13 protein-coding genes are annotated in these 12,389 nt (G+C 52.1%); 9 read left to right on the top strand and 4 right to left on the bottom strand.

The window, feature by feature from the left end; translation table 11 throughout:
• Window positions 1-39 precede the first annotated feature (39 nt).
• The 6 genes from dinI (at window position 40) to IP581_RS08755 (ending at window position 3,628) form a co-directional block, all read left to right on the top strand.
• On the top strand, window positions 40-285 hold the full coding sequence (dinI, locus tag IP581_RS08780; RefSeq protein WP_017456390.1) for a DNA damage-inducible protein I: 246 nt from the start codon (window positions 40-42) through the stop codon (window positions 283-285).
• A gap of 277 nt (window positions 286-562) precedes the next feature.
• Entirely contained in the window at window positions 563-817 is a 255-nt protein-coding gene (bssS, locus tag IP581_RS08775) for a biofilm formation regulator BssS (RefSeq protein ID WP_017456389.1), read from the top strand.
• Between the two features lie 120 nt (window positions 818-937).
• Complete coding sequence (gene solA, locus IP581_RS08770) at window positions 938-2,056, top strand: N-methyl-L-tryptophan oxidase (protein ID WP_193822309.1); 1,119 nt, start codon at window positions 938-940, stop codon at window positions 2,054-2,056.
• 51 nt (window positions 2,057-2,107) lie between these two features.
• Window positions 2,108-2,224: a YceO family protein gene (locus IP581_RS08765; RefSeq protein ID WP_086869769.1), complete on the top strand. Its 117-nt coding sequence runs from the start codon at window positions 2,108-2,110 to the stop codon at window positions 2,222-2,224.
• A 260-nt stretch (window positions 2,225-2,484) separates the two neighbouring features.
• Complete coding sequence (locus IP581_RS08760; RefSeq protein ID WP_086869770.1) at window positions 2,485-3,051, top strand: cytochrome b; 567 nt, start codon at window positions 2,485-2,487, stop codon at window positions 3,049-3,051.
• Window position 3,052: 1 nt separating this feature from the next.
• A complete protein-coding gene (locus IP581_RS08755; RefSeq protein WP_065368760.1) occupies window positions 3,053-3,628 on the top strand; it encodes a YceI family protein in 576 nt (191 codons plus the stop codon).
• Between the two features lie 34 nt (window positions 3,629-3,662).
• On the opposite strand, the gene trhO is transcribed toward IP581_RS08755, so the two are convergent.
• Window positions 3,663-4,712: an oxygen-dependent tRNA uridine(34) hydroxylase TrhO gene (trhO, locus tag IP581_RS08750; protein ID WP_193822308.1), complete on the bottom strand. Its 1,050-nt coding sequence runs from the start codon at window positions 4,710-4,712 to the stop codon at window positions 3,663-3,665.
• Window positions 4,713-4,929: 217 nt separating this feature from the next.
• Here trhO and IP581_RS08745 point away from each other — a divergent pair, with 217 nt between their 5' ends.
• The 3 genes from IP581_RS08745 (at window position 4,930) to IP581_RS08735 (ending at window position 7,958) form a co-directional block, all read left to right on the top strand.
• Window positions 4,930-5,850 carry a Kdo(2)-lipid IV(A) acyltransferase gene (locus tag IP581_RS08745; protein ID WP_193822307.1) on the top strand — a complete coding sequence of 307 codons (921 nt, stop codon included), beginning with the start codon at window positions 4,930-4,932 and terminating at the stop codon, window positions 5,848-5,850.
• Between the two features lie 138 nt (window positions 5,851-5,988).
• The gene (mdtG, locus tag IP581_RS08740) at window positions 5,989-7,236 is read left to right on the top strand and encodes a multidrug efflux MFS transporter MdtG (RefSeq protein WP_193822306.1); all 1,248 of its coding nucleotides are present in this window, start codon (window positions 5,989-5,991) and stop codon (window positions 7,234-7,236) included.
• A 347-nt stretch (window positions 7,237-7,583) separates the two neighbouring features.
• The gene (locus IP581_RS08735; RefSeq protein ID WP_097400229.1) at window positions 7,584-7,958 is read left to right on the top strand and encodes a MysB family protein; all 375 of its coding nucleotides are present in this window, start codon (window positions 7,584-7,586) and stop codon (window positions 7,956-7,958) included.
• Here the strand turns inward: IP581_RS08735 and IP581_RS08730 are convergent, their stop codons facing one another.
• The 3 genes from IP581_RS08730 to mdoG all read right to left on the bottom strand — a co-directional run bounded on the left by IP581_RS08730 (window position 7,959) and on the right by mdoG (window position 12,315).
• The gene (locus IP581_RS08730; protein WP_086869974.1) at window positions 7,959-8,186 is read right to left on the bottom strand and encodes a YceK/YidQ family lipoprotein; all 228 of its coding nucleotides are present in this window, start codon (window positions 8,184-8,186) and stop codon (window positions 7,959-7,961) included.
• Between the two features lie 72 nt (window positions 8,187-8,258).
• Window positions 8,259-10,787: a glucans biosynthesis glucosyltransferase MdoH gene (gene mdoH, locus IP581_RS08725; protein ID WP_086869779.1), complete on the bottom strand. Its 2,529-nt coding sequence runs from the start codon at window positions 10,785-10,787 to the stop codon at window positions 8,259-8,261.
• Window positions 10,780-12,315, bottom strand: a complete 1,536-nt coding sequence (mdoG, locus tag IP581_RS08720) for a glucans biosynthesis protein MdoG (protein WP_020457411.1) — start codon at window positions 12,313-12,315, stop codon at window positions 10,780-10,782. The genes mdoH and mdoG overlap by 8 nt, the downstream gene beginning before the upstream one ends.
• Between the last annotated feature and the right edge of the window lie 74 nt (window positions 12,316-12,389).

Here is a 12,389-nt window from a genome sequence, read left to right as displayed (position 1 = left end):
AACTGTATAAACATACAGTAAATTACACAGGGGGCTATTATGCGCATTGAAGTGACTATCGCCAAAACCACACCCTTACCGCCTGGCGCTGTTGATGCGCTGGCGGGCGAGTTATCTCGTCGTCTGAACAATTGTTACCCCGATCGCGAAAACAAAATTACGGTTCGCTACGCCGCAGCAAATAATCTTTCGGTTTTGGGCGGCGCAAAAGAAGATAAAGATCGCATAACTGAAATTTTGCAGGAAACCTGGGAAAGCGCCGACGACTGGTTTATCACCGACTAATTTTTCTTTAAGTTTGTGCTTATTGCCGGGTCGCCCCGGCTTTTTTTGTTGTTTTTTTAAGCGCAATCCTGGTGCAGCGCTTTTTTAATAAAAATATATGGTTAAGAGCCCGTTTTCTTATTCAAAAAAATCTAACGGTCGAAAAAACATGTTGCAGAGTGTTTAATTATTCGATCTACTCCCCCACTTGTTGGTATACTGAAAAAGCTTCAAAAAAAACACGCATTGAACCTCAAGAGTCGTTGTCTAATTAAACACGCCAATAAAGGGGGTTATGATGGTAAAGAATAATGAAGTCATCCAGACCCATCCACTGGTCGGATGGGACATCAGCACCGTGGATAGCTACGACGCACTGATGCTCCGGTTGCACTACCAGACCCCAAACAGAGCCGCTCAGGAAGAGACCGAAGTCGGCCAGACGTTGTGGTTAACGACCGATGTTGCCCGCCAGTTTATTTCGATACTCGAAGCGGGCATTGCCAAGATTGAATCGGGCGACTACCAGGAAGATGAGTATCGCAGGCATTAGTGATAATGCGCTATATAGACTCAACAGGCACCCTTGTGGTGCCTTTCTTATTTCTGTCCTTGTATAACGTTCCCAGGTTAATTACCCTCCTGAACACGCATTTGCCTGGAGAACACCACCATGAAATACGATCTCATTATTATTGGCAGCGGTTCTGTCGGCGCAGCGGCAGGCTATTACGCCACGCTAAGCGGGCTGAATGTGCTGATGACCGATGCTCACCTGCCGCCCCATCAGGAAGGCAGCCACCACGGTGATACGCGTTTAATGCGCCACGCTTACGGCGAAGGCGAAAAATATGTTCCGCTGGTGCTGCGTGCGCAACAGTTGTGGGAGCAACTGGCGGCGGAAAGCGGCGAAGCGGTGTTTGACCGCACTGGCGTTGTCAATATCGGCCCGGCGGATTCCGCTTTTTTGGCTAACGTCGCGCAAAGCGCAGCGCAGTGGCAGCTGGCCGTCGAAAAACTCGATGCCCCGTCACTGATGGCGCGTTGGCCAGAAATCCGCGTACCCGACAATTACATCGGCATGTTTGAAACCGACTCCGGTGTACTGCGTAGCGAACTGGCGGTAAAAACGTGGATCCGTCTTGCCAAAGAGGCGGGCTGCGCTCAGTTGTTCAATTGCCCGGTCACCGCGCTGCATCATCATGATGACGGCATCAGCATCGATACCCAGGAAGGGATATTCCACGGTAAAAAAGTGCTTGTCAGCGCGGGAACATGGGTGCAAAAACTGCTGCCTGAGCTCCCGATACAACCGGTGCGCAAAGTTTTTGCATGGTTCCAGGCCGATGGTCGCTACAGCACCAAGAACAAATTTCCGGCGTTTACTGGCGAAATGCCCAATGGCGACCAGTATTACGGCTTTCCGGCAGAAGATAATGAATTAAAAATCGGCCGTCACAACGGCGGGCAGCTTATCAGCGAAGCGCAGCAGCGTAAGCCGTTTGGTGAAGAACCGGGAGATGGTTCCGAATGTTTCGCTTTTCTGCGCCAGTTTCTGCCAGGCATCGGTGGATGTTTGTACGGTGCATCCTGCACCTACGATAACTCTCCTGATGAAGACTTTATTATTGATACGCTGCCGGGCTTCCCGGACACACTGATTGTCACAGGCCTGAGCGGACACGGTTTTAAATTTGCGCCAGTGCTGGGTGAAATTGCCTGTGAATTTGCCCACGGCAAAAGCTCGAAGTTTGATTTACAACCTTTCTCACTTTCCCGCTTTGCCGGGTAAACCTTCCACGGCCTCATTCGGGGCCGCTTAATGCAGCTTTGCGGAGAGAATATGCGCCGTCTGTTTCATTTCTTAATAAATAACGTACGTGAACATTTGATGCTTTATATTGCGCTGTGGCTACTTATCGCACTGATCGATATTATCTATATCGTATGGGCGCCCTGAAAAACACTGACAAAAACTGACATAGCTTTATAAAAATATATTTTCAGGACAGAATATTTAAACATCGCTATCGCAACAAAAGCTTAATAAATTCATGACTTACCCCTGCAATCAACCTAATGTTCTGAATATTATTTAGCAAAGTCATTCAAAAAAGGTGATATAGAAAAAATAACAATTCAAAATCGTAATTTTGAGTTGCAATATTGTTTCTCTCCCGCCATTTTAATTTAACCAGTTATTAACCACGATTAACAATTATGCCATTTCGCAATTCACCTGAGCGCTACGGCGCCGTTTCCATTGTTCTGCACTGGCTGGTGGCCATTGTGGTTTATGGTATGTTCGCGTTGGGTCTGTGGATGGTGACGCTGAGCTATTACGACGGTTGGTATCATAAAGCGCCTGAGCTACATAAGAGCATCGGCATTTTGCTCATGCTTGGCCTCGTGTTCCGGGTAGTCTGGCGTTTTCTTTCCCCTCCGCCGAAGCCGCTTGCCAGTTATTCACGGCTGACGCATATCAGCGCTGTCTTCGTCCATATCGCGCTCTATTTGCTGTTGTTCGGCATTCTTTTCAGCGGCTATTTGATCTCCACAGCCGACGGTAAACCCATCAGCGTTTTCGGGCTGTTCGAGATACCCGCAACGCTTGCCGATGCCGGTTCGCAAGCCGACCTGGCAGGAAGTATTCACCTCTGGCTGGCATGGAGTGTAGTCGTGCTGTCCGTTTTACATGGCCTTGCCGCCGTTAAACACCATTTCATCGATAAAGACGTCACTCTCAAGCGCATGCTGGGAAAATCGTCGCCTGACTCTGGAGCATAATATGAAGAAAATCCTGCCGGGACTCGCTCTCGCTTCGCTGCTGTTTACTACGGGTTCTGCTATCGCTGCAGACTACAAAATTGATAAAGAGGGTCAACACGCCTTCGTTAATTTTCGTATCCAGCACCTCGGTTATAGCTGGCTCTATGGAACGTTTAAAGATTTTGACGGTACGTTTAGCTTCGACGAAGCCAACCCGGCCTCTGACAAAGTCAACGTAACCATTAACACTAACAGTGTCGATACCAACCATGCAGAGCGCGATAAACACTTGCGCAGCGCTGAGTTCCTGAATGTGGCGAAATTCCCGCAGGCAACCTTTACCTCAACAGAGGTAAAAAAAGCCGGTGACGGGCTGGATATTACCGGCAACCTGACGCTGAATGGCGTAACCAAACCGGTGGTGCTGGCGGCGAAACTGATGGGTCAGGGCAACGATCCGTGGGGCGGCGTGCGCGCAGGCTTTGAAGCTTCCGGCAAAATTAAGCTGAAAGATTTTAATATCACCACCGATCTGGGCCCGGCGTCGCAGGACGTTGAACTGATTATTTCCGTGGAAGGCGTGCGTCAGAAGTAAGATTACGGGAGAGGGGCAGCCCTCTCCTCAGCTTTTATTCCGGATCCGGAATGCCCAGTTTGGTATTCAGGCGACCACGGGATTTGTTAAAGATTTTGTTGCCATTCTCCCGACCGGCGCGACGTTTACGCTGCTCTTCTTCCGGTAGTGCGCTCTCTTCTTTACACAGCTCACTGCAGCAACCGTTAAATTTCTCAGCACAGACCGGACATTGAATAAACAGCAAATGGCAGCCGTCATTACGACAGTTGGTATGGGAATCGCAGGGCGTGCCGCACTGGTGGCAGTGGGCAATAACGTCATCGGAAATGCGCTCGCCCATACGCTCGTCAAACACAAAGTTTTTGCCGATAAAACGTACCGGTAAGCCCTGTTCGCGTGCGCGGCGCGCATATTCGATAATGCCGCCTTCGATATGCCACACTTTATTGAAGCCGTTATGCTTCATCCAGGCGCTCGCTTTCTCGCAGCGGATACCGCCGGTGCAGTACATAACGATTTTCTTATCTTTATGTTCCTGCATCATTTCGACCGCTTTCGGTAACTGCTCGCGGAACGTATCCGCCGGGATCTCCAGCGCACCGGCGAAATGCCCGACTTCATATTCGTAGTGATTACGCATATCAATGAAAACCGCATCAGGATCGTCGAGCATGGCGTTCACTTCCGCCGCTTTCAGATAATCCCCCACATCGCTGGCGTCAAAACTCTCATCTTCAATACCGTCGGCAACAATCCTGTCGCGAACTTTCATGCGCAGCACCCAGAAGGATTTACCGTCATCATCAATCGCGATATTTAAACGCAGGCCGTCAAGCGCCGGGTCGAATGCATAAAGCGCCTGGCGAAAGGCGTCGAATTTGCTCTGTGGCACGCTGATTTGCGCATTGATACCTTCATGAGCAAGGTAAATGCGGCCAAATACATTCAGTTGGCTAAGCGTCTGATAAAGCGCGTCGCGCGTGGCTTGCGGGTTAATAATCGAGAAATATTTATAGAACGAGACGGTCACGCGCGGTTCCGTTTCCGCGAGCATTCGCGCCTTCAGCTCATCATTAGAGATGCGGTTGTGTAACACTGGCATGGTGTACGTGTCCTGCAAAGTTAGGGGTGAAAAAACGGCGGCATCATAAAGCAAATACTGATAATTTACATCCACACATTTTGCGCTACATTTTTTCTCATTCTAATGATTACGACGCAACAATTCCTGACAAAACAGGCATTCTGTGCGCCATGGTTTTGGTTAATTCCGAAAAAATGCGAGAATACAGGGAATTGTTGCTTCAAACAGGACAGTCATGACGCATTTACCCAAATTTTCGGCATCGCTGCTGCACCCGCGCTACTGGGCTCTCTGGTTCGGGGTCGGCATGTTGTGGTTAGTTGTTCAACTCCCCTACCCCGTGATTTACCGCCTCGGCTGTGGCATTGGCCACCTGGCACAGCGCTTGATGAAACGTCGTGTGCGTATTGCGCAGCGCAACCTTGAACTCTGCTTTCCGCACATGAGCGAAGCAGAGTGCCAGAAAATGGTCGCGAAAAATTTTGAATCGGTTGGCATGGGTTTGATGGAAACCGGCATGGCCTGGTTCTGGTCCGATCGCCGGATGTCACGCTGGATGGAGGTTATCGATTTTGAACATGTCAGGAATGTACAGGCGCAAGGGCGAGGAATTTTGCTGATCGGCGTACATTTTTTGACGCTGGAAATTGGTGCCCGCATGTTTGGTCTGAACGAGCCGGGTATTGGTGTTTATCGCCCGAATGACAACCCGGTTATTGACCTGCTGCAAACCTGGGGTCGCATGCGTTCCAATAAAAGCATGATCGACCGTAAAGATCTCAAAGGTATGATCCGCGCCCTGAAAGCGGGTGATGTCGTCTGGTACGCGCCCGATCATGACTACGGCCCGCGCGCCAGCGTTTTCGTCCCTTTCTTTGCCGTTAAAGATGCGGCTTCCACGTCAGGAACCTGGATGCTGGCACGCATGTCACAGGCCTGTATCGTACCTTTTGTTCCACGCCGTAAACCGGGCGGCAAAGGATACGAACTGATTATTCTCGAGCCGGAATGTTCCCCTCCACTCGATGACGCAGAAACCACCGCAGCATGGATGAATAAAGTGGTTGAACGCTGCATTATGATGGCACCAGAGCAATATATGTGGCTGCATCGCCGTTTCAAAACGCGCCCGGAAGGCGTCCCCTCTCGCTACTGAATCGATAAAGAGCCCGCAAATGCGGGCTCTTTTTTTGTCATACAAACCTGCGCCAACGCATTGCGGCAATCATAACCTGAGCGCATAATTAGCATGCTTACTATCGAATATAATTAATGTGTGCTGTTATGGACGGTTATGTCTCTCTCTGATGCCCCAATAAACTGGAAGCGTAATCTCACCGTTGCCTGGTTTGGCTGTTTTCTCACCGGCGCGGCGTTTAGCCTGGTGATGCCGTTTATCCCCCTCTATGTCGAACAGCTTGGCATCACCGATCCCGGCGCGCTCAATATGTGGTCCGGTTTAGTCTTTAGTATCACCTTCCTCTTCTCTGCCATCGCTTCTCCCTTCTGGGGCGGTCTTGCCGACCGAAAAGGGCGGAAAATCATGCTACTGCGTTCCGCTCTCGGCATGGCGATTGTGATGGCGTTAATGGGGATCGCACAGCATGTCTGGCAGCTCCTTGTTCTGCGAGCGCTGCTCGGTTTGCTGGGCGGTTTTATCCCCAACGCGAATGCCTTGATCGCCACGCAAATGCCGCGCAACAAAAGCGGCTGGGCGCTGGGTACGCTCTCGACGGGAGGCGTTAGCGGCGCGCTGCTTGGCCCGCTGGCCGGTGGTTTGCTGGCCGATACCTGGGGCTTGCGGATGGTCTTTTTTATTACCGCCTCTGTGCTTTTTATCTGTTTTCTGCTCACCCTACTTTGCATCCGCGAAAATTTCACCCCGGTGGCAAAACGCGAGATGTTGCACTTCAAAGAGGTTTTCGCCTCGCTAAAAAGCCCCAAACTGGTGTTGAGCCTGTTTATTACCACCATGATTATTCAGGTTGCGACGGGTTCTATCGCGCCGATTCTGACACTCTATGTGCGCGATCTTGCCGGAAATGTCAGCAACATTGCCTTTATCAGCGGCATGATTGCCTCCGTGCCTGGCGTCGCGGCACTGCTTAGCGCACCTCGGCTGGGCAAATTGGGCGATAAAATCGGCCCGGAGAAAATCCTCGTCGCGGCATTGATCATCTCCGTCTTGCTCCTGTTGCCAATGTCACTGGTGCACACTCCCTGGCAACTGGGCATTTTGCGCTTCCTGCTTGGTGCTGCTGACGGTGCGTTGCTTCCTGCGGTGCAAACCTTGCTGGTCTACAACTCCACCAGTCAAATTGCCGGACGGATATTCAGTTACAACCAGTCATTTCGCGATATCGGTAATGTTACCGGTCCGCTGATGGGCGCGGCGGTCTCGGCCAGTTACGGTTTTCGCGCGGTGTTTTGCGTGACGGCGGGCGTCGTTCTGTTTAATGCCATTTATTCATGGTTCAGTTTACAGCGTCCTGCCCGCCGGGCCAGAAGAGAGGAAACCCGCAGCGTTCAACGCCAGGAGTAACCCACAAAGCGCGATCGCGCGGCCGATACAGCAGATATCTGCGTTAAATTCACGCTACCCGTGTACAAAAATGCGATGCTGTTTCGCGCATATTCCCGGATTATTCAAAGCCGACAAGCATGCTAACTGGCATGGCTGAGAATATTTATCTTGCACCACGCTAAACATAAGACGTCCGGCCACCGCTCCCGCAGGCGTAGCGTTATTAAGTACTACGCCTTTCTCGTTATGTCATGAAATCGCTGATTCATTTCTTACAAATTTGACGCTCGCAAAGCCAGCGTCTATAGGTTTGTGCATACCTTTTTTACTGTTATCTCAGGAGCGATGATATGGCCGAAACTGAACTGGAGTATTACTCAACACTGTCGGAAGCAATTGATGCCGCGCGGGAATTATTTATTGCCGACAACCCGGATCTTGATGAAGAAGAAATCAGCGTGCAGCAATTCAATGTGCAAAAGTATGTTCTTCAGGATGGCGATATCGCGTGGCGCGCTGAGTTTTTTGCGGATGAAGACGAGCCAGGCGAATGTCTGCCTCTTTTAAGCGGTGAAGCCGCACAAAGTGTCTTTGACGGCGATTTCGATGAAATTGAGATAAGCCAGGAGTGGCAGGAAGAGAATACGCTGCACGAATGGGACGAAGGCGAATTCCAGCTGGAGCCGCCTCTTGATACCGAAGAGGGACAGACAGCTGCTGATGAGTGGGACGAGCGCTGATTACTCGTAAGGGCCGTGATTGGCATCCAGCGGTAATAAAAGGGTGTCAAACACCAGTGAAAAGGGGAGATCAAGCACGGTAATGTAGCGCCACGCGGAGTCGCGGACATCCCATTTAACGCCGGGATAATATTGATTACCGTGTCCCTGACCGGGAATTGTCCGGCTGACGATGCTACCGCAACCACTTAGCAGGCACGCCATGACGACTACCAGAATCACTCTCACAGGCAACCTCTTCTTATTTATATCAGACAAAAAAATACCGGCTCCTGGGCCGGTATTTTCCTTAATGTCGGCTTACTTTGCCTTTAACGCCAGTGGGTTAAGCTTCAGCGTTTCATAGTAGCTCGCCCATGAGAGATATTTCTCAGGGGCCGCCCACAAGCGATAATGCATCCGCGCCAGCGTGACCGGGTCGCTCAGCAACACCAGGCGGCGATCGCGATTCAGCTTCTCTGGTGTTTCGTTTAACGCCTGCTCTACATGACGATCGCGGGCAATTTCCAGCACGTGGCTTGCACGGTGGCGAGCCGTTGCCATCGCCGTTGCCAGCGCGTTGAATGACGGGTTAAACACCGCATGCATAAAGCCATCATCCAGGCTGCGCGAGCGGTTCAGCTCCAGGTATTTATCCGTATTCACCAGTACCTGCGGCGGAGAATACTCTTCCGGGATCAGGAACAGTTTCCAGCGTTTGGTGCGCAGACCGACAGTAGACCGGCTGGAGATAACCGACACAAACGGCGACAGGATCAGCGAGAAGACAATCGGTGCCAGCCAGAACAGGAAGCGGAGATCAAGCCACGCCATCCCGACTGCCCACACCAGCCCCAGCAGCAACTGAGAACCGTGGCGCATAAAGGCTTCACCCCACGGCGTAGAGTCATCGTCACGCTGCGGCGAATTCCATACTACTTCCCAGCCAAGGAACGCGCTGACCACAAACACGGTGTGGAACAGCATACGCACCGGCGCAAGCAGCACTGAGAACAGCACTTCCAGCAGCAGGGAAATCGTTACGCGAATGAACCCGCCATACTCTTTCGGCCCTTTGCACCACACCAGGATGATACTCAGCAGCTTCGGCAGGAACAGCAGTACCATTGTCGAAGCGAAAAGCGCGATTGCCAGCTCCGGACGCCACTGCGGCCACACCGGGAACAGCTGGCGCGGCTGCAGGAAGTATTGCGGCTCCGTCAGCGCATGCACGACCTGCAAGGCCGTGGAAAGCGCAAGGAACATAAACCACAGCGGTGCAGAAAGGTAGGACATCACGCCAGTGAGGAACACGGCGCGGTGAACCGGGTGCATACCTTTAACCAGGAACAAGCGGAAGTTCATCAGGTTGCCATGGCACCAGCGACGGTCGCGTTTCAGCTCGTCGAGCAGGTTCGGCGGCAGCTCTTCATATGAGCCCGGCAAATCGTAAGCGATCCACACCCCCCAACCGGCACGGCGCATCAGCGCGGCTTCGACAAAGTCGTGGGACAGAATCGAACCGGCAAACGAGCCTTCACCCGGCAGCGGCGCCAGCGCACAGTGCTCAATAAACGGTTTCACGCGAATAATCGCGTTATGCCCCCAGTAGTGGGATTCACCCAACTGCCAGAAGTGCAAGCCCGCAGTGAACAACGGCCCGTAAACGCGGGTTGCAAACTGCTGACAGCGCGCATAGAGCGTATCCATCCCGGATGCTTTTGGTGACGACTGGATGATCCCGGCATTCGGGTTCGCTTCCATCAGACGTACCAGCCCGGTCAGACACTCACCGCTCATCACGGAGTCCGCATCCAGCACTACCATGTAGCTGTACTGGCTGCCCCAGCGACGGCAGAAGTCATCGATATTACCGCTTTTGCGTTTTACACGGCGGCGGCGGCGGCGGTAGAAAATCTGCCCTTCGCCCTGCACTTCCGCAATCAGCTCCATCCACGCTTTCTGCTCGGCTACGCAGATATCGGGGTTGTAGCTGTCGCTCAGAATATAGACATCGAAATGCGCTGCGTTGCCGGTGGCTTTCACCGATTCCCAGGTTGCACGCAAGCCTGCGAACACGCGATCCACGTCTTCATTGCAGATAGGCATAATCAGCGCCGTGCGATGCTCCGGGTTTAGCGGTTCATCGCCCACCGTCGAGGCCGAAATGCTGTATTTATCGCGGCCTATCAACAGTTGCAGAAAGCCCATCAACGCTGTCCAGAACCCGGCAGAAACCCAGCAGAACAGCACCGCGAAGAGGATCAAGATACCGGTTTGCAGCACATACGGCAGAAGCTGCATAACGGAAACCCACAGATCCTGGCCCGCCATATCCGTTGGGTTGATCAGTGCCCAGCCCTGATATGGCAGAATGGTTTTCATATACCATGTGGCGACGACGGTTTGCGCCAGCGTCAGCACCAGCAAGATATAGCGGCGGATAGAACCAACGGTACGCCATTTCTGCTCGTGCGCCTGCTCCTCTTTGGTCAAACGCGCAAGGTAACGCGGCGCAACTTCGCGCCCGCGCAGACGATCCCAAAAACGACCAATCGGGTTGGTGCGCCACGGGTCGGGGAACATCGAAGAGCGTTTGGCTTTCGGCATGGCCTGAAGCTGCGCGCGCCCTTCATCGTCTTTGATTAATTGCCCTTCGGCGAGCGAATCCGGCCAGCTATGTTCCAGACGTGCGGTAACAGAACCCAGCGGCGTATCATCTTCACGCGTCCAGCTCGTATGCTCTTTATCCAGCGCTTCATGCACGCTGCGAATGCTCTCTGTCGGCAGCGCCGCTTTTTCCGAGGCGGAAAGCGGCAGCATGTCGATATACTCAGTTGTCTTATTCATTGGCAGGTAGCTGATAGCTCCAGGTTTCACTCAGGTTCTGGTCGGCGTTGACCAGCGCCGCGCGCATATCCGTAGTTTTCTTCGGATCTTTTACTTTCACGCGCAACATCAAACGCCAACCTTGCGTAACCGGATTATAGCGAACGGTGTTTTCCACAATCTCACCGTTATCGCCAATGCTGGCTTGCGCGGTTACAGGGGTATCCTTCGGCAGCTTTTTCATATCCTGGCCGGTGAAATCCACCACAAACGCGATAGTTCCGTCAGGTTGACGGATAAGGTTTGACTGTTTCACATCCCCTGTGGAGCGACGCGTCTGCAGTACCCACGCATTGTCTGGCGCATGCAGCTTGTCTTCGTCACGGCTAAAGGTGATGGTGTATTTGAAGTTCATCTCTTTACCTGGATCCGGCAGTTGATCCGGGGTCCAGTAAGCGACAATGTTATCGTTAGTTTCGTCATTGGTCGGAATTTCGACCAGTTCAACTTTGCCTTTGCCCCACTCGCCTTTCGGCGTTACCCACGCGCTCGGACGCAGATCGTAGCGGTCATCGATATCTTCAAAACGGGAGAACTGACGACCACGCTGCAGCAGACCAAAGCCCTGCGGGTTTTCCATCGCATAGCTGCTTACAGCAAGATGTTTCGGGTTATTCAGCGGGCGCCAAATCCACTCGCCGTTGCCTGCAAGCATCGATAGGCCATTGGAATCATGCAATTCCGGACGATAGTTAGTCGCTGGAGAGGGTTGCGTTGGCCCAAACAGGAACATACTGGTGAGTGGCGCAACACCGAGTTTGCCCACTTTATCGCGCAGGTAAACTTTGGACTGCACATCCACCACGGTGTCGCGGCCTGGAATGATCACAAAACGGTATGCGCCTGTTGCACGCGGTGAATCCAGCAGCGCGTAAATGGTCAGGCGTTTGTCAGTCGGTTTTGGACGCTCAATCCAGAACTCACGAAAACGCGGAAACTCTTCGCCAGAGGGCAGCGCAGTGTCAATGGCAAGACCGCGGGCAGAAAGACCGTATACCTGCCCTGCACCAATCACGCGGAAGTAGCTTGCGCCCAGCATGCTGACGATTTCATCGTTTTTATCTTTATTATTGATGGGGTACAGAACTTTGAAACCGGCGAAACCGAGGTCTTTGACCGTGTCTTTATCGTGCTGGACGTTGCCGAAATTGAAGTAATCCGGGCTATATTTGATTTTACGTACGGCAGTGGTCGTCACTTCGTTGATGGTCACTGGCGTGTCGAAGTACATACCCTGGTGATAAAACTCAAGCTTAAATGGGGTGTTGATCGCGTTCCAGTAGGCTTTGTCGTGGTTAAACTGGATCTGCTGATAGTCCGCGTATTTCATCTCACGGAACACAGAGGGCAAATTGGTCTTGGGTGCTTCGTAGCCTTTACCAGCCAGTGATTGTGCCTGTTTTGCGACATCATCAATAGAAAAGGCCCAGCCTGATGACGTATAAAGTGACAACAGAACAGCAGCACCTACCCAACGCATTTTCATCATTCGTAATTTAGGTTTCATAATAACTAAGCACTTCCCCCTTTGTGTGCTTAAATCGATCCGATCCATTTTAATGG

It is taken from the genome of Kosakonia pseudosacchari (assembly GCF_015167415.1).
Classification (GTDB): domain Bacteria; phylum Pseudomonadota; class Gammaproteobacteria; order Enterobacterales; family Enterobacteriaceae; genus Kosakonia; species Kosakonia pseudosacchari.
This window is presented reverse-complemented; position numbering and strand designations above follow the sequence as displayed.